Here is a 22,781-nt window from a genome sequence, read left to right as displayed (position 1 = left end):
GACAGACCGTCAATCATCTCCCTGGCGCGTCGCCCGCCCGTCAGGCGGTTGCCCCGGCAACCGGACGAGCGGACGGGCGGGCGGGGCGGCGTGTCACGGGCCGCCGCCCCGCCGGGCTCACCGCGTGCCGACCGCCGCGCGCACCGCGCGGCGCGCCATCTGCACGTCGTCGTGGAGCCGGCGCAGCAGCAGCCGGTGCTCCTCCCCGGCGGTCATCCCGCTGTGCACACCGACCGGGGCCGCCGGGTCCCGCATCGCCCGCTGCACGGCGGCCTCGTACGTACGGACCTCGCGCACCAGCACCAGCATCAGGTTGACCAGGAACCCGTCCCGGTGCGCCGCCCCGCCCGCCTGCGCGAGCTGGCTGATCTGCCGGCGGGCCGGCGAGCCCTCGCCCAGCACCGCCCAGAGCGTCGCCAGGTCGTACCCCGGGAGGTACCAGCCGGCCTGCTCCCAGTCGACCAGCACCGGGCCGGCGGGCGACAGCAGGACGTTCGACAGCAGCGCGTCGCCGTGGCAGAACTGCAGGTGCCCCGGCCCGATGCCGTGCAGGAGGGTCTGCAGGTCGCCCATGTCGCGGTCGGTGAGCAGACCCACCTCGTGATACCGGCTGAGCTGCGCCCCGTAGTCCAGCGGGGCGCCGAACGCGCCGGCCGGCGGCCGCCACATCCCGATGCGCACCAGCGCGGCGAGCGTCGCGCGCACGTCCGCGTGCGGCGGGACCTCCAGCGGGTGCCGCTGCAACGCGGCGGCCCGGCCGGGGGTCCGCTCGACGACCAGCGTGCAACTCTCCGGGTCGGCGGCGATGAGGCGCGGTACCCGTACGGGCGGCCGGGCCCGGACGAAGGTGCGGTAGGCCGCTATTTCCTGCCGCAGCTTCGCCACCCGCCCGGCCGACCTGTCGACCGGGCACTTGGCCACCGCCGTGGTCCGGCCCGCGGAGCCGACCAGCAGCACCGTGCGGCTGCTGCGGCGCAGCACCTGCACGGGGTTGAAGTCGGGGACCACGCGGTGCACCGACTCGACGGCCGCGCGCAGCAGCGCCCCCTGCGGGCCGGACAGGTCGAGCCGTCCGCTGACGGGACGGCGCGCGGTGGCGGGGAACTGTCGCAGGCGTGCGCCCGCGGCCGGTGCCCGGCCCGGGTCCAGGAACGGCGCGCCCCCCGCCGCGGTCCGGTGCGGGGCTGGCGGGCGTACCGTACGGACGGGGGCGGACGCGGATGCCGATGCTGCGTACATGGGCGAGACAGATCCCTTCAGGCACGGGCCGGTTGCGCGCGGCGCAGGCCACCGGACGTCCCGTGCCCTCCCGGGCACCGCGCCCGGTGGGCCGGCTGGGGGTCCGGGCCCCGGGCGCTGGGGCCGGGATGTGCGGGTGGGCCGTGCGGTTGGCATGTGCCCCGGCGGTTGCGGCCGGATGGCGCAGTCATAGCCCACACCGCTATACGGGTGGCACACCATCTGGCGCACCCTGGCGAACCCTGGCGAATGGTCGCCGGGCCACCGGGCCGTCGGTACGGTCAAGTGAGCCGAGACCCTGGGGGCTTGATGTGAGCAAGGGACCCAACACCAGGCTCGCCGACCTGTTCGGGATGACCGGATGGTCGAAGGGCGAGCTGGCGAGGCTGGTCAACCGGCAGGCGGCGGCCACCGGCCATCCGCAGCTGTCGACCGACACCTCGCGGGTGCGGCGCTGGATCGAGACGGGCGAGATCCCGCGCGAGCCGGTGCCCAAGGTGCTGGCTGCCCTGTTCACCGAGCGACTCGGCCGTGTCGTGACCACCGAGGATCTCGGGTTCGAACGGGCCGCGGGGCCCGGCAGGGTCAGGCGGCAGTCCGACGACGCACTGCTGCCCTGGGCGCCCGAGCGGACGGCCGAGGTCCTCACCGAATTCACGGGAATGGACCTCATGCTCAATCGACGCGGCCTGATGGGCGCGGGTGCCGCGCTCGCGGCCGGCTCCGCCCTGACCGGTTCCCTGCACGAGTGGCTGGGCTCCGACCCCGCCACGCTCGACCCCGCCGCCGGCGGGGGCGGCACCGTCGAGCCGGCGCGCTTCGGCAGGTACGAGGCGACGCCGGTCGGCGCCCAGGAGGTCGAGGCGCTGGAACGCTCCGTGGCGGTCTTCCGCTCCTGGGACGCCGAACGTGGCGGCGGACTGCAGCGCAAGGCCGTCGTCGGCCAGCTCAACGAGGTCGGCGGCATGCTCGCGTACCGGCACCCGGACCCGCTGCAGAACCGGCTGTGGGGCGTCGCGGCGAACCTCGCCGTGCTGGCCGGCTGGATGTCGCACGACGTGGGGCTGGAGCCCACCGCCCAGCGGTACTTCGTCATCGCCGCGCACGCCGCGCGCGAGGGCGGCGACCGGCCGCGGGCCGCGGAGGCGCTGTCCCGCGCCGCCCGGCAGATGATCCACCTGGGCCGGCCCGACGACGCGGTGGAGCTGATGGCGGTGGCCAGGTCCGGCACCGGCCCGGAGACCCAGCCGCGGATCCGCTCGATGCTCCGCACCGTCGAGGCGTGGGCGCTGGCGGCCAAGGGGCGGTCGGGCGCGGTGCGGCGCACCCTGGGCGAGGCGGAGGACCTGTTCGCCGCGGACCCGGGGGGCGAGCCGGTGCCCAGCTGGATGCAGCTCTTCGACCGGGCCGACCTGCACGGCATGCAGGCGCTGGCGTACCGCACGCTCGCCGAGTTCGACCCGGCCGCGGCGGCGCGCGCCCAGGAGCACGGCAGGCTGGCGCTCGCCCACCGGCCGGAGGGGCGCCAGCGTTCCCAGATCCTCGACCACGTGTCCATGGCCGCCGCCGGCTTCCTCGCCGACGAGCCGGAGGACGGCGAAGCCTACGCCCGGCTCGCGCTGGAGCGCATCGGGGAGAACTCCTCGCACCGCACCTGGGACCGGCTGCGGGAGACGTACCGGCTGACCGCGCCGTACGCGGACGAACCGCTGGTGCGGGCGCTGCGCGAGGAGATCAGGGACGCGCTGCCGCGGGCGGCGCGGGGACGCACGAGCCCCGTCTGACCGGCCCCGGCCCCGGTGCACCGCCGCGGGGCCGGGCGCCCGTACGGGGACGGGCGGGGGGCGGCGGGCCGGGCCGCCGGAGGCAGCGGCTCAGCCGGGCACCCGCGCGAGGAGCACGCACGCGTCGTCCCCGCGACGTCCCCCGCCGAACTCCTCGACGACCGCGCGCAGGCAGTCCTGCGCCCCGGCCGCCGCCGCGAACCGCGGGGCGAGCGCCAGCAGCCGCTCCCGGGCCGGCTCCGGGCTGTGCGCGCCGAGCCCGGCGGTGTGCAGCAGGAGCAGGTCGCCGGCCCGCAGCGGCTCGCTCACCTGCTCGTACGGGCGCTGTGCGCGAGCGGCGCCCAGCAGCATGCCGTCGGGGGCGGCGAGGACGCGGCCGACGCCGTCGCGGAACAGCAGCGGCGGGGTGTGCGCGGCCCGGGCCCAGCGCAGCGCGCGGTCCGCCGGGTCGTAGCGGCAGCAGACCGTGCCGACCAGCACCGGCTGCGCCGACACCTCCAGCAGCTCGTTGACCCGGCCGAGCAGCCCGCCCGGCGCCGTGCCGCCCAGCGCCATGCCGCGCACCGCGCCGAGCAGCATCGTCATCGCGGCGGCGGCGGGCACCCCGCGGCCGGCGACGTCGCCGACGCCGAGCAGGGTGCCGCCGCCGGGCAGCGGCAGCGCGTCGTACCAGACGCCCCGGACCGGGGTGTCGGCGGCGGCCGGAAAGTGGTGCCCGGCGACGGTCAGCGCGCCGGGGCCGCCGGCCGGCAGGTGCACCGCGCCGCGCCACGGCGGCAGCACCGACTCGTGCAGCTCCTGGGCGATGCGGCGCTCGGCGTGCGCGAAGTGCCGCTCGCGCTGCAGCACGGACTCCGACTCCCGCACCGCCTGCCGGCTGCGGCGCAGCTCCGTCACGTCGCGGACGACCGTCCACATCGACGCCGTCGCGCCGCCGGCGTCGAGGACGGGCTCGCCGACGACGTGCAGGGTGCGCGGGGGGCCGTCCGGCCGGCGGACGCGGAACTCGCCGTCGATCGGCCGGCCGTCGACCAGGCAGTCCGTGACCATCGCGGTCAGCCGCGGCTGGTCGGCGGGGTCGAACCAGGACGGCAGGTCGTCCAGCGCCAGCGGGCCGTCGCCGGGGTCCCTGCCGAGGATGTCGTACAGGTCGTCCGACCAGTCGACCTCGTCCGAAAGCAGATGCCACTCGGCGCTGCCGACCCGGGGCTGCGGCCGCTCCCGGGGCTCCTCCGCGGCCGCGTCGCCGGGGCGGCCCGGGCCCCTCGCGCCCGGCGGTGCCGTCGCGGTCCCGCCCGACCGGGTGACCTTCGCGCAGCTGTCCGAGCTGTACGGTCAGCGAGTCGAGCTGCCGCGCCGCCAGGTCGCAGAGCGCCCGCTGCCAGCGCAGCTCGGCCTCCTCGGCGTCGCCCGCGGCGGCGATGGTCTCCCGCCGGACCGCCTCCAGGCTGCCGCGCAGCCGGGCGATCTGCGCGAGCAGCGTGGCCACGGCGCTGTGCTCGGGCTGCTGCGCGGCGCGCGGGTCCGCGGCGCGGGGGAGACGTGCGGCGGCGGCCATGGCGTGATCTCCGAATACCTTCCGACCGTGGGACTGTCGTCTGCGGTTTCGCCGCTACGACTGTGGCACAGGCGGCGACGCTGCGTAAGGCGTTTACGGACAGTCGAGCACATGCGTGGGGCATATGCACCGATGGCCGGTTCCCGACCGCACTTCACCCGGTCTCCGCACTCCAGTAAGCTGCCGCGGCAATGGAGCCGGCAGCCGGCCGGTGGCCCGGTCTGTCCGTTCCGCGGAAAATTCCGTTGCCAGGGGTCCCACCACACCGGATGCTGACGTCATGTTCGAGCCAGCCATAGCGCCCAGCGGCACCCTCCTCGGCCTCCTCCAGCGGGGCCGGGGCGACGGGACCCTGCACGCACTCGCCGCGCCGCGGGCCGAAGCCCTCCAGGCGCTGTACAGCTGCGTGCTCGACGACCCCCGGCACGACTGGCAGGTGGAGAACCGCTCGCTCTATTACGCCCGGCTCTGCCTGGAGCTGGACGCCCCCGTGGACGCCCTCGCCGACCACCTCTTCGCCCCCGACGACCTGCTCCGCCCCGACGAGCAGCGCACCGGCCTCACCCTCTCGGTCCTCGGCCACCTCGCCTCGTACGGCCGCGAGGACGCCCTGAAGCTCCTCCGCCGCTACGCCGCCGCCGGCGGCTGCTGGCAGTGGGCCCTCGACGAGCTCGCCCTGCGCGACGACGACGCCGGTCTGCGCGCCCTCGCCCCGCACGTGCTGGCCCGCTTCCCGCGCACCCCCGAGGGCGAGCGCGAGCTGGCCGCGGAGATGCGCGACGCGTTCGAACCCCGCCCCTGGCGGCTGTGGGCCGAGGACCCCGACCTGGGCGAACGGGTGCGGGCGGCGCGGGAGCAGGGGAGCTTCGACCGCTGGCAGCGCCAGCTCGGCTCCCGCGGCCCGCGGCCCGGCTGGAGCGTCACCGAGATCCTCGACTGGGCGCAGGACGGCCTGGAGCAGTACCCGGCCCAGCCCCGGCACGCCGCCGCCGCCCGCTGTCTCGCGGCCGTCGCCGGGCCCGAGGACCGCCCCGAGCTGCTCGCCGCGGCCCGCGGCGGCGGCGACGGCGCCCGGGCCGCCGCCCTGGCGCACCTCGCGGCGACCGCCGACCCCGAGACGTACGACCTGATCGAGGCCGCCGCCGGCGCGCCCGCCGAGACCCTCGCCGAAGCCGCCCTCGCCACCTTCGGCCGGATGTGCTCCACCGCCGCCCTCGACACCGCCCGCCGCTGGGCGGCGCGCGAGGACGCGCTCGGCACCGCCGCCGGCGTGATGCTCGCCCGGCGGGGCGCCGCGCGCGACGCCCGTGCCGTACGGGCCGTGCTGCTGCGCCGCGTCCGCGACGCCGGGCCCGACGCGCCCGAGCTGTGCGCCCTCGTCGCGGGCGCCGGACGGCTGGCGATCGCCTCCGCCGCGCCCGTGCTCCGGCACATCTACCGCGAGACCGGCAGCTCGCAGCTCCGCGGCTGCACCGCCCGCGCGCTGGCCGCCACCGACCCGTCGTTCCCCGCCTCCTTCGCCGTCGAGTGCCTGTGGGACTGCGAGGACGCCACCCGTGAGATCGGCGCCCGGTACGCCGAGACCGCCGACGCCCGCGTCGTCGCCCGGCTGCGCAGCCTCGCCGCCGACCCGGCCGAGGACGGCGAGGTGCAGAGCACCGTGCGCACCCGCATCACCCCGGACGGCGCCGCCGGCTGACGCCCGTGACGCCTCCTTCCCGTACGGCCGCGAGCTGCGAGAATGGCCGCATGACGGCGCGCTGGCAGTTCTGGATCGACCGCGGCGGCACGTTCACCGACGTGGTGGGCAGACGGCCGGACGGCACCCTCGTCGCCCGCAAGCTGCTCTCGCACGACCCCGGGCGGTACGGCGCCCACGACGACGCGGCCGTCGCCGGCGTCCGGCTGCTGCTCGGCCTCGGCCCGGACGAGCCGGTGCCGGCGGAGCGGGTCGAGGTGGTCAAGATGGGCACGACCGTCGCCACCAACGCCCTCCTCGAACGGAAGGGCGAGCCGACGGTCCTCCTCGTCACCGAGGGGTTCCGGGACGCGCTGCGGATCGCGTACCAGAACCGGCCCCGGCTCTTCGAGCGGCGCATCCTCAAGCCCGAGGCGCTGTACGAGCGGGTGGTCGAGGTGCCGGAGCGCGTCGGCGCGCACGGCGACGCCGTGCGCGAGCTGGACACCGCCGCCGTACGGGAGGCGCTCGCGGCGGCGTACCGCGACGGGTTCCGCAGCGCGGCCGTCGTCCTCGTGCACGGCTACCGCCACGCGGCCTACGAGCGGGCCGTCGCCGCCGAGGCCCGGCGGGCGGGCTTCACGCAGATCAGCTGCGGCCACGAGGTCAGCCCGCTGATGAAGCTCGTGCCGCGCGGCGACACCACCGTCGTCGACGCCTATCTGTCGCCCATCCTCCGCCGCTACGTCGACCGGGTCGCCCGCGAACTGCCCGGCATCCGGCTGCAGTTCATGCAGTCCAACGGCGGCCTGCGGGAGGCCACGCACTTCCGCGGCAAGGACGCCGTGCTCTCCGGGCCCGCCGGGGGAGTCGTCGGCATGGTCCGCTCCTCGGCGGAGGCGGGCCACGACCGGGTGATCGGCTTCGACATGGGCGGCACGTCCACCGACGTCTCCCACTACGCGGGCGAGTTCGAGCGCGACTTCGACACCCGGGTGGCGGGCGTGCGGATGCGCGCGCCGATGCTCAGCATCCACACCGTCGCCGCCGGCGGCGGCTCCGTCCTGCACTTCGACGGCCGCCGCTACCGCGTCGGCCCCGACTCCGCCGGCGCCGTCCCCGGCCCCGCCTGCTACCGCCGCGGCGGGCCGCTCACCGTCACCGACGCCAACGTCATGCTCGGCCGCGTCCAGCCGCGGCACTTCCCGGCGGTCTTCGGGCCCGGCGGCGACCAGCCGCTCGACGACGAGGCCGTCCGGCGGGCGTTCACCGAGCTGGCCGAGGAGTCCGCCGGGGCCGCCGGCGACCGGCGCTCCCCGGAGGAGGTCGCGGCCGGGTTCCTCGACATCGCCGTGCTCAACATGGCCAACGCGGTCAAGAAGATCTCCGTCCAGCGCGGCCACGACGTCACCCGCTACGCCCTCACCAGCTTCGGCGGCGCCGGCGGCCAGCACGCCTGCGCCGTCGCCGACGTGCTCGGCATCTCCACCGTCGTCGTGCCGCCGCACCCGGGCGTGCTCTCCGCGTACGGCATCGGGGTGGCCGCCGCGACGGCCATGCGGGAGCAGGCCGTGGAGGCGGAGCTGGACGAGGCGTCGATGCCGCGGATCCGGAAGGTGTGCGCGGAGCTGGCCGGGCGGGCGGCGGCGGACCTGGTGGACGAGGGCATTCCGGCGGCTGCCGTGGGCACCGGGGCGCGGGTGCACCTGAGGTACGCGGGCACGGACTCCGCGATCGCGGTGCCGCTGGCGGACGAGGCGGAGATGCGGGCGGAGTTCACGGCCGTGCACCGCAGGCGGTTCGCGTTCACGATGGACAAGCCGGTCGTCGCCGAGGCGGTGTCCGTCGAGGCGGCCGCCGAACAGGCCGCGACCACCCGGGAGGAGACCGGCCGGGGCACCGGCGCCGGAGGCCCGCCGGAACCCGCCGACCGGGTACGGATCTTCACCGGCGGGCGGTGGCGCGAGGCCGGGCTGTACCAGCGCACGGAGCTGCGCGCCGGCGACACCGTCACCGGCCCCGCGCTCCTCGCCGAGGAGGGCTCCACCACCGTCGTCGACCCCGGCTGGCAGGCCGCCGTGCACCCGCGCGGCCACCTCACGCTCACCCGCGTCCGGCCGCGGCCCGCCACCCGGGCGGTCGGCACCGGTGTCGACCCGGTGATGCTGGAGGTCTTCAACAGCCTCTTCATGGCGATCGCCGAACAGATGGGCGTACGGCTGGAGAGCACCGCGCACTCCGTCAACATCAAGGAGCGGCTCGACTTCTCCTGCGCCCTGTTCGACGCCGACGGCAACCTGATCTCCAACGCCCCCCACATGCCCGTACACCTGGGGTCGATGGGGGAGTCCATCAAGGAGGTACTGCGCCGCAACCGGGACACCGCCGGCGGCCTGCGGCCCGGCGACGTGTACGCCATCAACGACCCGTACCACGGCGGCACCCACCTGCCCGACGTCACCGTCGTCACGCCGGTCTTCGACGAGGAGAGCCGGCACCTGCTGTTCCTCGTCGCCTCCCGCGGCCACCACGCCGAGATCGGCGGCATCACCCCCGGCTCGATGCCCGCGTTCAGCCGCACCATCCAGGAGGAGGGCGTCCTCTTCGACAACTGGCTGCTCGTACGCGACGGAGAGCTCCGCGAGGCCGAGACGCGCCGGCTGCTGACCTCCGGCCCGTACCCCTCGCGCGCGCCGGACGCCAACCTCGCCGACCTGCGCGCCCAGATCGCCGCCAACAACAAGGGCATCGACGAACTGCGCCGCATGATCGGCACGTTCGGCCTCGACGTCGTGCGCGCCTACATGGGGCACGTGCAGGACAACGCCGAGGAGTCCGTGCGCCGCGTCATCGCCGCCCTGGGCGACGGCTCGTACCGCTACGAGACGGACGCCGGCGCCGTCATCGAGGTCGCCGTCCGCGTCGACCGCGCGGCGCGCGCCGCCGTCGTCGACTTCACCGGCACGTCGGCCCAGCTGCCCGGCAACGCCAACGCGCCCAGCTCCGTCGTCATAGCCGCCGTGCTCTACGTCTTCCGCACGCTCGTCGCCGAGGACATCCCCCTCAACAGCGGCTGCCTGAAGCCGCTGGACGTGCGCATCCCGGCCGGCTCGATGCTCGCGCCGGAGTTCCCCGCCGCGACCGTGGCGGGGAACGTCGAGACCTCGCAGGCGGTGACGGGCGCGCTGTACGCGGCGCTCGGCGTGCAGGCCGAGGGCTCCGGGACGATGAACAACGTCACCTTCGGCAACGACAAGGCGCAGTACTACGAGACCGTCGCCTCCGGCTCCGGCGCGGGCGACGGCTTCCCCGGTGCCGACGTCGTGCAGACCCACATGACCAACTCCCGCCTCACCGACCCCGAGGTGCTGGAGTGGCGCTACCCCGTCCGCGTCGAGGAGTTCGCCGTACGGGACGGCAGCGGCGGCCGGGGCCGCTGGGAGGGCGGGCGCGGCGCGGTGCGGCGCATCCGGTTCCTGGAGCCGATGACGGTCACGCTGCTGACCGGCCACCGGCGGGTCGCGCCGTACGGGATGGCGGGCGGCGGGCCGGGGGCGCTCGGCTGCAACGCCGTGGAGCGGGCCGACGGCACGGTGGAGCCGCTGGCGGGGTCGGACACCGTCGAGGTCGGGGCGGGGGACGTGCTGGTGGTCGAGACGCCCGGCGGCGGGGGGTACGGCGCCCCGGCCTGAGCCACCCCGCTCAGCCGCCCGGGCACCCGGCGGACCGCCGCCCCGGACGCGAGGGCGGCGAGCCTTGTTCACCCGCCGCCGTGTCCGCCGCCCTTCCCCGTCCGGCTCCCCGTCCGGTTCCCCGCCCGGTCCTGGTCTCTCAGCGCGGTCAGCGCCGCGGTCATGCGGGCCTCCGCGGCGGTCAGCCCGCTGCGGGCGGTCAGCAGCCGGCGCACCTCGGCGAAGCGGGCCCTGGCGTCCTGGTAGCCGAGATTCCTGAGCGCCTGGACCCGTTCGGGTGAGAAGGCGAGCATCCCGCTCAGTGGCCCCAGCGGTCCCGGCGGCACGATCGGCACGCTCGGCCGGATGTCGATCCGCAGGAACCGGGCCGTCGAGCCGGGGTTGATCACGGCGTCCGGGTGGAGGTGGACGACGATGAGGACGTCGCAGTGCTCCTGTTCGGCGAACGCGCGGACCGGTGTCCGGTCCCCCGGGCCGCCGAGCCCTCCGTCCAGGTAGGCGCAGCCGTCCACCACCCGGGCGGGGAAGATGAACGGCAGCGCGGCGCTGGCCAGGACGGCCTGCCGGATCTGTTCGTCCGGGTAGCCGTTGAGCCGCAGGATCGTGCCCTGGCCGCCCGCCAGCCAGCGCATGATCTCGACCAGGTGCCGCAGCCGCGGCGGCAGGGGCGCCAGCTTCGGCAGCGTCGCGGGATCGAGCAGCGGGTACGCCGCCACCCACAGGGGGCGGCCCGCGCGGATGGCGGGGGCGTTCACCGCCCGGACCACCATGTCCTCCAGCAGGCCGGCCCGCTGCCTGAGCGCGCGCAGCCGGGGTGCGAAGCGCCGGAGCTGGCGGTGTGTGCTCTCCACCGCCAGCCCCGCCTCGTCCAGCGGCAGCCCGCGGTCGGCGAACGGCGCCACGCCCGACCGGGTGGAGAACTGCTCCCAGAAGGCCGCCAGCTGCGCGGTGCCGCGGCGCAGGTCCGGCTCGGCGGCCAGCACCGCGCCGTTCAGCGCGCCGATGCTGGTCCCGGCGATGGCCGCGACGTCCGTGCCGATCTCCGCCAGGCAGTCGCAGACGCCCAGCTCGTACGCGCCCTTGGCGCCGCCGCCGGCCAGCACCAGGCCGACCCGCGGCAGGGCGGCGCGGTCCGGCGGGGCGGGCTCGCGCCGCCCGGCCGCGGCGGGGGTGCCGACGAGGGGGCGGTGGCCGGCCAGGGCCTCGGCGCGGTCGGCGAGGGCGTCGAAGTTCCGGCCGATCTCCTGCGGGCTAGTCACGGCCGGGCTCCGGCGGCTCCCTGCGGTCGCGCAGCCGCGCCCGGCGGGCCGCGGCCTCCTCGAACTGCTCGTCCACCACGCGGCGCAGCAGGCGTTCGACGCTGAGGCTCGTCCACAGGTAGCCGCCGCCGTTGCCGCTCGCGTTCCGCAGGGCGACGCCGGCGGCCTCACCGGGGTCGGTGTGCGCCGTGGCGACGCGGTGGGCGGTGTCCGCCAGCGCCCGGGTCAACGGGCGTACCGGCTCGGCCAGCTCACCCGCGAGGCCGGCCCCCAGCAGCTCGGCGACCATGCGCCGGTGGTCGTCGCCCGGCAGCGCCGTCACCGAGGCGGTGAGCAGGCCGGCCAGCGACTTGCTGCCGTCGTACCAGGGCGCGGGCGGGTTCTGGAGCATCCGCTCCACCAGGTCGTCGCGGACCCGTACCCGGCCGTCGCCGGTGAAGGCGAACTCCCCGGCCGGGCCGGCGGCCACCTCCCGGGCCAGCAGCACCGCCCGCACCAGCCACGACAGCCCCGGATCGGGGCGCGGCCAGCGCCATCGCCGTACCGACGCGTCGATCGCGAGCTGCGTCTCGACGGCCGCCAGCCGCCGGTCGTGGCCGTGCAGGACCCGGCCAGTGTCGCGGGCCAGGCGGCCCACCAGCTCGCCCAGCTCGTCGATGCGCTCCGCCGACCACTCGCCCTGCGCCACGAGGGCCGCCTGCTGCCGCTTGACGGCGCCGACCTCTTCGATCACCTCGGCCACCACCAGATCGGTGACGGTCAACCGCTCGGTGAGGCTGGTCAGCCACGCGAAGGTGTGCTTCTGCGCGCTGTTGACGCTGTCCCGCATGTTCCGCTCGCGGATCCGCTCCCTGCCGGTGACGTGGCCCAGCAGCCGGGCGAAGAACCCCTCACGCGAGGCCGCGCGGCTCAGATCGTCCGCGGTGTGCAGCTCGTTGGCCAGCTCCAGCAGCAGCCGGTCGTCGACCATCGGCACCCCGCGGGCCACGATGTCCAGGTGGTCGGTCACGCGCCCCGCTCCGCGCCGCCCGGCTGCGCGCCGGCGTCGGCGGGCACGACGAAGACGAGGGGCCGCGCCAGCTCCAGCGGCCGGTCGCCGTCGATGACGTAGGCCGGTGCGACCAGGAACCCGGGTACGCCCGTGGCGCCGCTGTTGTACGGCTCGTAGGCGCCGGGCGGCAGCCCGCGCACATCGGCGCCGAAGACCAGCGTGGCGGGGAGCGTACCCCCGGCGAGCTCGCGGGCGATGTCGGCGGCCCTGTCCACGGTCTGCCCGAGCTTCTGGCCGAAGCCGTCCTGATCGGTGGCGTAGCCGCCGGCCGCCAGCTGTGCGACCAGCTCCTCCACCGCGGGCGGCCGGCCGGCAGGGGAAGCGGCGAAGAGCATGCCGAGCAGCCCGGCCACGGCGCGGGCCCGGCGCGCCGCCAGCGGTTCGTCCTGCTCCGGGCCCACGGGGCACAGGAGGACCGCGAGCCGGCGCAGATCCTGTGCCACCAGCGTGCGGTAGGCGTCGGCGTTGCGCATATGGCGCCGGTGGAGATCGCTGGTGACCTCTCCCGAGTTGATCGCGTCCTGTACGCGCTCCCCGCGCACCCCGTCCAGCAGCCGGTCCATCTCCGCCACGCGTGCGCGCAGTTCGTCCAGCCCCCGCCGCAGGTCGGCGGCGCGCAGCTGCTCGACCTCCGCTTCGAGCCCGACGATGCGGCCGGTCAGCCACTGGATCTGCTTCTGGACCTGCTCCGCGTCGGTGTGGGCAGGGGGCCGGAACCGGCCCCGGGAGCCCGACAGCCGCCGCAGCTCCTCGCCCTGCCGGGCGACCAGCGCCTCCAGGTCGGCCAGCCGCTGCGCGTCCAGGTGCCCGCTCAGCTGCGGGGCCTGCTCGGCGGGTGCCGGCAGGGCGGGAAGGCCCCGAGGGGGCTGCCGGTCGCTCCATTCGTGCTCGCCGTTGGGGGCCATGCCTCATCGCTTCCCTTCGTGACCGGCACCGCTGCCGCGCCCGTACAGCTCGTGGAATTCGATCCCGGTCCGGCGCGTGGCTCCGGAATGCGTGTCCCGGGCCTCCACCTCGATCTCGGTGGTGCCGAAGGAGAACGTCACGTCGAAGTACCGCCTGCCCTCGACCCTGCCCTGGGAAGCGGCGAGGTCGGCGGTGACCGTGCCGATCTCCTGCACGCCTTCCTCGTCGGTGTACACCGGCTCGGCGGCGTAGGTCACCAGAAGGTTGTGGGTGCTCTGCGTGTTGGAGGGGTAGGTCATCACCGTCTGGGTCGTCTTGTGGCCGACCGGGATGGAGTCGCCGCGGCGGGCTATGATCGAGAAGCGGTTGTTGCACCGCTCCTCGCCGTACTCGTCCGTCCACCGCTTCGACTCGGGGTCGATGCCCTCCCGGAAGGGACGCGCGACCCCGAACCCGTAGGTGTACCTGGAGCGGCGCCCCCAGATGACCGACGGGTCGTACGCGAAGTGCACGGCGCCGCCGAGCACGGCGACCGCCGGGTCCTCGGGAAGGATGATCCGCGCCTCCTCGCCGAACCGGTACGCGACGGCGTCCCGCAGATAGGGGGAACGGGCGAAGCCGCCCACGAGGAGCATCTGCTCCCGCCCCGGCGACGGGTCCTCCGCGCGGTTGAGGGCCCGCTGCCGCTCGATGACCGCGAGAATCTCGTCCACCACCGAGTCGAAGAGCCGGGTGACCTCTCCCGGGCCGACCACGAGGGTGTGGGTCTCGCCGTCCGCCAGGTCGGTGAGACGCTCGCGGGTGGCGGGGTCCACGGCGTCCCAGACCCTGCCCGGCACGGAGACGTAGACGGCCTCGGAGACCACGGGCCGGCCGTCGCCCTCGGTCTCGGGGGCGAGGTTCACCTTCACGGACTCCCAGGTGCCCTCCAGCTCGCTCATCTCCCGGGGGAAGTCGGCCAGGAGCTTGTCCAGCCCCTCGGCGCCGAACCGCTCCGCGAGCACCAGGTCGGTGAACGCCTGGTTGACGTACGCGGAGCCCAGCCGGTCGCCGTCGGCGGCCCGGGTCTCGTCGAGGCGGCCCGGGCCGACCCCCTCGGGGCGGATGCGGTAGCTGGTGATGTCCACCGTGCCGCCGCCGCAGTCGACCACCATGAACCGGCTGCCGGGCTCCGCTTCGACGTCCAGCCTGCCCTCGGGGTGGCCGGGGGCGAGAAGCTGCCCGGTGTACAGCGCGCAGTGGACGGCGGCCGCCTCGGGCTCCTGGACGAGCAGCAGGCGCTCCCGGTCGTCGGGCAGTCCGGCGGCCTTCGCGGCCTTCCGCATCAGGCTCCGCTCCGCGTCTCCCCAGATCGCGGGAATCGTCACACACCACCGGATGTCCTCGGCGGCGTAGGGGAACTGAGCGTCGATCTTGAGGATCTGGGCCAGCGCCGCCTGGCTGATGTGCCGCAGGGAGGCTGTGATCAGCTCGACCACCGTGGACCGGTCGGCGCCGCTCAGGCAGCCCTCGAACCGGGGCACCCCGGAATCCGCCCCGCCGGGCTGGAGCGCCATTTTGAACCGGCTCGCGTAGCCGTGGTTGTCGGGATTCCCACGGGCGAGCTCCCGCTCCCAGCGCTGCCGTGCCCTGCTTCCGAACGCCACCGGCTCGCGGTTCGCGTCGACCAGCACGGCGGTGAGGTCCTTGGGGTAGGTCACGCCGCCGGAGTGGGTGAACGGCTGGTAGACGATGACCCGCTGGTTCGCGCGGTCCTGGAGCGCGGAGACGGCAGCCCAGGCGTACCCGGAGCCGTGGGTGCCGAAATCGATCGCCGCCACGATCTTGGGAGTGAAAGTGGTGCTTCCGGGCATCGCGGCTTCTCCTGCCGGGTGAGCTACTGCGTCAACGCATATCGTATGGGCGGCACTTACCGAGTGTGAGTGGGACGATGCAGGTTGCGACCGTCCTGTGACGTGACCGCTCCGGGCAGGCAGGCGGGCCGGCGGGACCCGCTGGAGGCCGCCGTGCCGTTTCGGCCGTTGTCGGTGGCACCGCCTAATCTGTCCGTCGTGACTGCTCCGACCACCGCGACGCCCGCCGCCGGCGCGCCCCGGCCCGCCCCGGGCCCGGCCGCCGACGAGGGCCTGGCCCGCCGCCTGCGCGCCCTGGCGTGCACGGCCCCGCTGCACGACCTGGACGCCCGCAAGGCGATGCTCGCGGGCGAGTTCGGGGTGTACGCGATGGCGGAGGTGGCCCTCTCCGCCATCGACCTGGTCACGCTGCAGATGGACTTCGACACCGGCGCCGAGCCCGACGAGGTCATCGCCCGGCTGCTGCCCCGCGTCGCCGCCCAGGCGCCGCTGCGCCCCCGCGCCGAGCACGAGCGGGTGGCCCACTGGGTGCTGGACAGCCTGGTCAACGTCGGCAGCGTCGACCGCGGCTTCCGCGCGGTGTACGGCACGTTCGGCCACGACGGGGCGTACGTGCGCAGGGAGTACGACTTCAAGCTCGTCGAGGAGGTCCCCGGCCCCGGCGGCGCGGTCTACCTGCGCACCACCGACGAAGCGGTCAACGTGCTGGTGGGCGCGCTCGACACCGATGTCACCAGCGCGCAGATCGCCGCCGAGGTCAAGCTCGACGTCCTCATCAGCCGCGGCCGCCTCGCCGACGCCCAGCTCGCCGCCGAGCAGGCCCGCTACCGCACCGTGCAGTACGCGGAGACGCTGCGCCGCGCCCTGGAGGCCACCCGGCGCAACGTCCGCGCGGTCGACTGGCTGCGGACCGTGCCCGCGATGATCGACGAGGCACTGGACCACGTCGCCGACCGCTACCGGCACGAGAACGCCATCCTCACCAACATCCGCCGCGCCCGCGACGAGGCCGAGGACCCCGACCACAAGCGCCGCGCCGCCGAGCTCGTCGACATCGTCAAGGACTGCATCCGCCGCCACACCCAGCTGCAGACCCGGCTGCTGGACGCCGGCCCGCTGTTCCGCGCCGAGCAGGACCGGCAGGCGTTCGCACCGCCCGCCGCCCGCACCGGGGTCGACCTCTACGGCCAGCTCCTCGCCCCCGTGCTGCCGCTGCCGGTCTCCGCCGCCCACCGCGTCACCGACGCCTTCTTCGCCCGCGGCACCGGCCTGCGCGCCCCGCACGCCGTACGCCTCGCCGACCTCGCGGAGCTGCTGCTCACGCCCCCGCTGGAACGGGCCCACCTCGGCGCCGAGATGCCCGAGCCCGACCTCGTCGCCACCCCGGACGACAGCCGGTTCAGCGAGGAGCAGCTCGCCGCCGCCGGTGAGCTGCTCGACCTGCCGCCCGACGCCCCGCGCCGGCTGTCCGGGCTGCTCGCCGACGCCCGCCGCCGCGACCCCGAGCTGCCGTACCTCGTCGCCCTCCTCGCGGTGCACGCCGCGGGCCCGGCCGTGGGCACGGCGTACCGGCAGGGGGACGAGCGGCTGCTGTTCGCCGTGGACGACGGGACGGAGATGGCGGACGACGAGTTCGGCGGCGCCGACCTCATCGTCGGCACGGCCCTGCTGGACGCCGCCGGGATGGCCGCCGGGCGCACGGAGGCCGCCTCGTGACCCCCGACCCCGCGACCGTCCCCGGCCCCGGAGCGGCCCCCGCGGCCGACGGCGCGGGCGGCGCCGCCGGGCACCCGGCCGCGGTCACCCCCGCCGACGCCGCCGACGCCGCCCGCCTGGTCTCCTTCGGCCTCCAGCCCAAGCTGCTGCCCGCCCGCGACCTGGAGTACGCCGAACTGCTCCGCCGCTACCGCGAAGAGCCGCCCTTCGCCCGCCTCGCCGACGCCGTCGCCACCGGCCTCGGCCTCGTCGTCCTGGAGGTCTCGGCGCGTACCGGCATGGCCGTCACCGCCGCCGAGGACTCCGTCTTCGCCGTCCGCATGGGCGACTACGCCCGCCGCGCCGCGACCGACTCCGCCGACCGCTTCCTGCACGGCCTGGCCCATCTCGCCGTCGCCGCCATGGCGTTCCCCCGCCCCGAGGACCTCGCCGACGACGGGTACATCGGCCGGGTCAGCGTCAACGGCGTCGACGCCTTCGTCCGCCAGGCGTGCCGCCGGCTGGAGGAGCGCGCCGAGGAGGCCGGGGAGAACACCGACCCCGCCGAGGGGGAGCGCGGCCTGGAGGCCGCCTGGCGGGTGTACGCGCGCCGCAGCGCCACCGGCGCCACGAAGGACGCCCGCCGCCTCGCCGGCTCCACGACCGGCATCATCGGCAAGGCCATGGCGTTCCTCACCGACTCCGGCTTCCTGCAGCGCACGTCCGACGACGCCGGGGGCACGTACCGCACCACCGCGCGCTACCAGTTGCAGGTGCGCGACATGGCCGGCAGCGCCGCCATGTCCGAGCTGCTGGAGCTGGGCGTCGTGCCGGTGGCCGACGGCAGCGCCACCCTGGTGCCCGCCGCCGACGACGGCGAGGTGCCCGGCGGCGCGCTGCCGTTCTTCCCCAGCCAGCACGAGCGGGCCTGACGGCCGGTCGAGACGTCACGAGCGAGGGCCCATCGATGTACGAGCTGTCCCGGATCCGCCTCTACTCCATCGGACCCGCCGGCGCGCGGTACGCGGACACCGTGCTCGACCTGCGCGGCGTCGGCGGCGAGGTGCCCCGCCCCGCGCCCGCCCAGGGCGACTTCTTCGCCGCCGAGCCGGCCGGCCCGCCGCGCCGCCCCGCGCCCGCGGGCGTGCTCTTCCTGGAGAACGGCGGCGGCAAGTCCGTACTGCTGAAGCTGATCTTCTCCGTGATGCTGCCCGGCCACCGCAACACCCTCGGCGGCGCCAGCTCCGGCGTGCTGCGCAAGTTCCTGCTCGCCGACGACACCGGGCACGTCGCGCTGGAGTGGCAGCACACCGTGACCGGCGAGCAGATCGTCGTCGGCAAGGTGAGCGAGTGGCGCGGCCGGCAGGTCTCCGGCGACCCGCGGAAGTTCGCCGAGGCGTGGTACTCGTTCCGCCCCGGGCCCGGGATGGGCCTGGACGCGCTGCCGGTCGCGGAGTCCGCGGGCGTACGCCCCGCCGCCGAGGGCGCGTCGGGGGCGCGGGGGCGGCGCCGCACGATGAAGGGCTTCCGGGACGCGCTGACCGAGGCCGGCAAGGCGTACCCGCACCTCGACGTGGCCTGGGAGGAGATCCACGAGCGGTGGAACGAGCACCTGGGACGCCTCGGCCTCGACCCCGAGCTCTTCCGCTACCAGCGGGAGATGAACGCCGACGAGGGCGAGGCCGCCGGGCTGTTCGCGGTGAAGAACGACTCCGACTTCACCCATCTGCTGCTCCGCGCGGTCACCGACACCCGCGACACCGACGGACTCGCCGACCTCGTCCACGGCTTCGCGCACAAGCTGGGCCGCCGCGCCGAACTCACCGCCGAGCGCGACTTCACCGCCGGCTCCCTCGACCTGCTCACGCACATCGTCACCGGCGCCGAGCAGCGCACCCGCGCCCGTGACGTGCTCGGCGGCGCCGAGCGCCGGGCCCGGGCGCTCGCCGGGCGGCTCACCGCGCGCGCCGACGCCGAGCGCGCCCGGGCGGCGGAGCTGGCCGGGCAGGAGCGGTCCGCGGCGGAGCGGGTCACGGCCGCGGAGGAGTCCCGGCGCGGCAGCGAGCTGATCGCCGCGGAGCTGGCGTACCGGCACGCGTCGCTGGCGCTGGCCGCCGCCGAGAAGAGCGCCACGGGCAAGCGCCGCGAGCTCACCGACGCCCGCACGCTGCACGCCGCGTGGCAGGCCGCGGAGGCGGTGCTGCGGCACCGCGCCGCCGCCGACCGCGCGACGCGCGTCTCCGCCGCCATCCGCGAGGCCGAGCGCGACGCCGCCCCGGCGCTGGCCGCCCGCGCCCAGGCTGCCACCGGTCTCGTACGCGCGCTGCACGCCGCCGCCCGCGACGGCGAGGCGCTGGCCGCGGAGCAGGAGGAGCGCTCCGCCGGGCTGCAACGGGAGTCGGAGACGGCGCACGCCGACGCGGTGGCCGCCGCCACCCGCGCGCAGCGCGCCCGCAGCGAGGCCGATCACCTGCGCCAGCGGCTCGCGGAGGTCGAGCAGGAGACGGCCCGGGCGGTACGGGCCGGCTGGCTGGACGCCGCCGACGAGTCCCTCCCCGACACCGACCCGGCCCGCGCGGCGCTCGTCGCCGGCGATGCGGAGAAGGCGGCGGTCGCCGCCTGGGACGAGGCCCGCGAGTCCGCCCGCACGGCGACGGACCGGGCCCGCGAGACGGCGGCGGAGCTGGCCCGCGCGGAGCTGGCCGCGGCCCGCGCCGCGGACGCCGCGGAGGCGTCGGCGGCGGCGTACGACACGGAGCGCCGGGCGGCGGAGTCGCTGGCGGCGGAGCCCCGGCTGGTGGAGCTGCTGGGGCTGCCGGAGCCGGGCGCCGCGGACGGCGGCCCGGCCGGGGGCGGCGGGCAACGGGTGCTGAGCGCCGTGGAGTTCGACCGGGCCGCCGACGAGCTGGTGGCGCTGCTGGACGCGCGCGTCACGGACGACGACCGGCGGCTGTTCGACCTGCGCACCGCCGCCGGGGACGACGCCAGGATCCTCGCGGCCCTCGGCGACGGCGGCCTGCTGCCGCCCGGGCCGGACGTGCTGGCCGTCGTGGACTGCCTCGGCGAGCACGGCATCCCCGCCCTGCCCGGCTGGCGGTACCTGGCCCAGGCCGTCGACCCGGCCGACCACGCCGCGGTGCTCGACGCCCGCCCGGAGCTGGTCGACGGCGTCGTCATCACCGACCCGGACACCCACGCGCGCGCCCGCGAGGTGCTGCGCGAGGCCGCGCTGCTGCCCCGCTCCGCCCTCGCCGTCGGCACCGCCGCCGCGCTGCTCGCGCCCCCGCCGCCCGCCGGGGAGCGCGACGGCGGGGTGTTCCTCGTCCCGCCCAACCCGGCCATGCACGACGAGCGCGCCGCCGACGACGAGCGCCACGCCCTGCGCGCCCGCGCCGCCGACCGCGACGAGCAGATCCGCGCCCTCGCCGCCCGTCTCGCCGCGGACCGCGCCCTGGCGGCCCGGCTCGCCTCGTGGCGTACGGGCTGCCCCGCCGGCCGCCTGGCCGAGCTGGCCGCCGCCGCGGAGGCGGCCCGTACGGCGTCCGCCGCGGCCGACGAGGCGCTGACCCGTACCCGCGCGGCCGCCGAGGACGCGGCGGCCGCCGCCGAGGAGACCGCCCGGGCCCGCGAGGAGCGCCAGGAGCGGGCCCAGCGCGCCCGCCGCAGCGCCGACGCCCTCGCGGGCCTGGCGCACCGCCTGCGCGAGCGCTCGGGATGGCAGGCCCGCCTCCGCGAACTCGCCGACGAGGCGGCGGAGTACGAGGCCGCCGCCGCCGACTGCGTCGCCCGCGCCCGCGCCGCCGACGAGGACCGCCGCGACGCCCAGCGCGCCGCCGACGACGCCCGCCGCACGGCCCGCGCGCTGCGCGCGGAGCGCGCGGAGATCGCGGGGGTGGCGGAGGAGCTTGAGGCCGAGGCGGCGGACGAGGCCGCGGCGGCGGAGTCCGCCCGGACCCCGGACGGCGCGCGGCCCGGGAGCCGGGCCGCCGGGTCGGACGGCGAGGGGGAAACGGGAGACGGGCCGGACCGCCGGAGCGACGACGCCGGTACCTCCGGCGGCCGGACCGACGAGGGCCGGGTCTCCGCCGGACCGTCCCGCTCCGCCGGAGGCGACGCGGGCGGTGCGACCGCTTCCGGCCGCGCAGACGCCGCGGCGTCCCCGGCGGCGGGTGCCCGCGCCGATGCCGCCAATGCCGCCGACCCCGACGCAACCGGCGCCGGCCCGGCCGCCGGCACCCCCGCCGCCCGGCCCGAGGGCAGCGCCCGCCGCCGGGCCCGCCTCGCCCGCGCCGCCGCCGCCGACGCCGCGCGCGCGTCGCTGCCCGCGCTGCGGGAGGCGTACCGCGCCGCCTCGCAGGTCTACGAGAAGGTCGGCGTCGGCGCCGACCTGCGGGCCGAGCAGGCGCGGGCCGAGAGCGAGGAGTCCGCCGCGCTGGCCGAGCTGAACCGGCTCAGCAACAAGGTCCGTACCCGCGCCGCCACGCTCCTCGCCGGCCCGGATGGCGCCGACGCGCCGTCGCGGCAGGCCGCCGCCGCCCGCGCCCAGTCCGCCGTGCAGCTGCTGGAGTCCCGTGCCGCCGCGGCCAGCGAGACGCTGGGGCGGCTGCGCGGTGACGCCGAGCGGCTCGCGCCCGAGGGCGGCGACGCGCACACCGAGCTGCCCGGCGAGCTCGTGCCCGACGGCGCCGACCACGCCCAGGCGCTGCTGCGCGCCGCCGCCGCCACCGCCGCGGAGCGGGCGGACGAACTCGCCGCCGCCACCGCCGCGCACGCGGAGCTGCGCCGCGCCCGCGCCGCCGCCGAGGACGCCGCCGGCGCCTTCGCCGAGACCGCCGCCCTGCTGCGGGACCTGCTCCGCGGCCCGGCCGCCGCGGAGGAGCAGGACCCGCAGCAGGGCGCCGCGGGCCCGGCCGAGCCGTTCCCCGGCGGGCTGGACGGCGCCCGGCAGGCCGCCGCCGAGGCCCGCCGCTCGCTGCGCGGCTGCGCCGCCGACGTCGCCGCCGCCGAGTCCGCCCTGCGCGACGCCTGCGACGTCCTCGTACGGCACGCCAACTCCACCCGCTACGAGCAGGTCCGCACCCCCGCCCGGCAGCAGATCCGCGAGCTGCCCGCCGCCGCCCTGCCGGAGCACGCCGCCGCCTGGGCGGCGGCCTTCGCGCCGCGCCTGCGCGTGCTCACCGACGAGCTGGCGCAGCTGGAGCGCAACCGCGACGGCATCGTCGACCGGCTGCGCGGCCTGGTCGAGTCCGGCCTGGCCACGCTGCGCGCCGCGCAGCGGCTGTCGCGGCTGCCGGAGGGCCTGGGGGAGTGGTCCGGGCAGGAGTTCCTGCGCATCCGCTTCGACGACCCCGACCAGGCGACGCTCGCGGAGCGGCTGGGCGAGGTCATCGACGAGGCCACCCGCGCGGCCGTACGCAGGAACAGCGACCTGCGCCGCGACGGCACGACGCTGCTGCTGCGCGGCGTGGACGCCGCGATGGCGCCCCGGGGCGTGGCGGTGGAGATCCTCAAGCCGGACGCGGTGCTGCGCGCGGAGCGGGTACCGGTCGGGCAGATGGGCGACGTGTTCTCCGGCGGCCAGCTGCTCACCGCCGCCATCGCGCTGTACTGCACGATGGCCGCCCTGCGGGGCAACGACCGCGGCGACGACCGCCATCACCACGCGGGCACGCTCTTCCTCGACAACCCCATCGGCCGCGCCAACGCCACGTACCTGCTGGAGCTGCAACGCGCCGTCGCCGACGCCCTCGGCGTGCAGCTCCTCTACACCACGGGGCTGTTCGACACGACGGCGCTCGCCGAGTTCCCGCTGGTGATCCGGCTGCGCAACGACGCGGACCTGCGCGCGGGGCTGAAGTACATCACCGTGGAGGAGCACCTGCGCCCGGGGCTGCCGGCGCAGCGGGAGGGCGCGGAGCCGTCGGTCGGCGAGGTGACCGCCACCCGCATCTTCCGCCGCCCCCCGGCGCCGGCACCGTAGGAGACGGCCCCGCGCCGCGGGGGACCGGTCACGCGGGTCGCTCCGGCCCGTCCGCCCGACACTGCGGGGCTGCGCCGAACCGCCCG

12 protein-coding genes are annotated in these 22,781 nt (G+C 76.8%); 6 read left to right on the top strand and 6 right to left on the bottom strand.

Annotation, left to right across the window (positions count from 1 at the left end; translation table 11 throughout):
- Positions 1 to 117: 117 nt before the first annotated feature.
- A complete protein-coding gene (locus ACHZ99_RS19445) occupies positions 118 to 1,239 on the bottom strand; it encodes an aminoglycoside phosphotransferase family protein (RefSeq protein WP_420305907.1) in 1,122 nt (373 codons plus the stop codon).
- A gap of 311 nt (positions 1,240 to 1,550) precedes the next feature.
- On the opposite strand from ACHZ99_RS19445, the gene ACHZ99_RS19440 reads away from it, so the two are divergent.
- The gene (locus tag ACHZ99_RS19440; RefSeq protein WP_420305906.1) at positions 1,551 to 3,023 is read left to right on the top strand and encodes a hypothetical protein; all 1,473 of its coding nucleotides are present in this window, start codon (positions 1,551 to 1,553) and stop codon (positions 3,021 to 3,023) included.
- A 90-nt stretch (positions 3,024 to 3,113) separates the two neighbouring features.
- On the opposite strand, the gene ACHZ99_RS19435 is transcribed toward ACHZ99_RS19440, so the two are convergent.
- On the bottom strand, positions 3,114 to 4,133 hold the full coding sequence (locus ACHZ99_RS19435; protein WP_420306064.1) for a SpoIIE family protein phosphatase: 1,020 nt from the start codon (positions 4,131 to 4,133) through the stop codon (positions 3,114 to 3,116).
- A 728-nt stretch (positions 4,134 to 4,861) separates the two neighbouring features.
- On the opposite strand from ACHZ99_RS19435, the gene ACHZ99_RS19430 reads away from it, so the two are divergent.
- Both ACHZ99_RS19430 and ACHZ99_RS19425 read left to right on the top strand, forming a co-directional pair.
- The gene (locus ACHZ99_RS19430) at positions 4,862 to 6,280 is read left to right on the top strand and encodes a HEAT repeat domain-containing protein (RefSeq protein WP_420305905.1); all 1,419 of its coding nucleotides are present in this window, start codon (positions 4,862 to 4,864) and stop codon (positions 6,278 to 6,280) included.
- A 50-nt stretch (positions 6,281 to 6,330) separates the two neighbouring features.
- Positions 6,331 to 9,951 carry a hydantoinase B/oxoprolinase family protein gene (locus tag ACHZ99_RS19425; protein ID WP_420305904.1) on the top strand — a complete coding sequence of 1,207 codons (3,621 nt, stop codon included), beginning with the start codon at positions 6,331 to 6,333 and terminating at the stop codon, positions 9,949 to 9,951.
- A gap of 68 nt (positions 9,952 to 10,019) precedes the next feature.
- Here the strand turns inward: ACHZ99_RS19425 and ACHZ99_RS19420 are convergent, their stop codons facing one another.
- The 4 genes from ACHZ99_RS19420 to ACHZ99_RS19405 are packed head-to-tail and all read right to left on the bottom strand — an operon-like array spanning position 10,020 to position 15,020.
- A complete protein-coding gene (locus tag ACHZ99_RS19420; RefSeq protein WP_420305903.1) occupies positions 10,020 to 11,210 on the bottom strand; it encodes a patatin-like phospholipase family protein in 1,191 nt (396 codons plus the stop codon).
- Positions 11,203 to 12,219, bottom strand: coding sequence for a hypothetical protein (locus tag ACHZ99_RS19415; protein WP_420305902.1), 1,017 nt, complete (start codon positions 12,217 to 12,219; stop codon positions 11,203 to 11,205). The genes ACHZ99_RS19420 and ACHZ99_RS19415 overlap by 8 nt, the downstream gene beginning before the upstream one ends.
- Positions 12,216 to 13,166, bottom strand: a complete 951-nt coding sequence (locus ACHZ99_RS19410) for a hypothetical protein (protein WP_420305901.1) — start codon at positions 13,164 to 13,166, stop codon at positions 12,216 to 12,218. Before ACHZ99_RS19410 ends, ACHZ99_RS19415 begins: the two co-directional genes overlap by 4 nt.
- Positions 13,167 to 13,169: 3 nt before the next feature.
- Positions 13,170 to 15,020 carry an Hsp70 family protein gene (locus ACHZ99_RS19405; RefSeq protein WP_420305900.1) on the bottom strand — a complete coding sequence of 617 codons (1,851 nt, stop codon included), beginning with the start codon at positions 15,018 to 15,020 and terminating at the stop codon, positions 13,170 to 13,172.
- Positions 15,021 to 15,218: 198 nt separating this feature from the next.
- On the opposite strand from ACHZ99_RS19405, the gene ACHZ99_RS19400 reads away from it, so the two are divergent.
- From ACHZ99_RS19400 to ACHZ99_RS19390, 3 genes are read left to right on the top strand one after another with little or no spacing between them, the layout of a single operon-like run.
- Complete coding sequence (locus ACHZ99_RS19400; RefSeq protein ID WP_420305899.1) at positions 15,219 to 16,736, top strand: hypothetical protein; 1,518 nt, start codon at positions 15,219 to 15,221, stop codon at positions 16,734 to 16,736.
- Positions 16,733 to 17,647, top strand: coding sequence for a hypothetical protein (locus ACHZ99_RS19395; RefSeq protein ID WP_420305898.1), 915 nt, complete (start codon positions 16,733 to 16,735; stop codon positions 17,645 to 17,647). Before ACHZ99_RS19400 ends, ACHZ99_RS19395 begins: the two co-directional genes overlap by 4 nt.
- A gap of 35 nt (positions 17,648 to 17,682) precedes the next feature.
- On the top strand, positions 17,683 to 22,695 hold the full coding sequence (locus tag ACHZ99_RS19390; RefSeq protein WP_420305897.1) for a hypothetical protein: 5,013 nt from the start codon (positions 17,683 to 17,685) through the stop codon (positions 22,693 to 22,695).
- Positions 22,696 to 22,781: the final 86 nt, after the last annotated feature.

The sequence above is a fragment of the Streptomyces sp. MAR4 CNX-425 genome (genome assembly GCF_048656465.1).
GTDB lineage: Bacteria > Actinomycetota > Actinomycetes > Streptomycetales > Streptomycetaceae > Streptomyces.
Note: the sequence above shows the minus strand (reverse complement) of the source record. Positions and strands in the feature narration are given on the sequence as shown.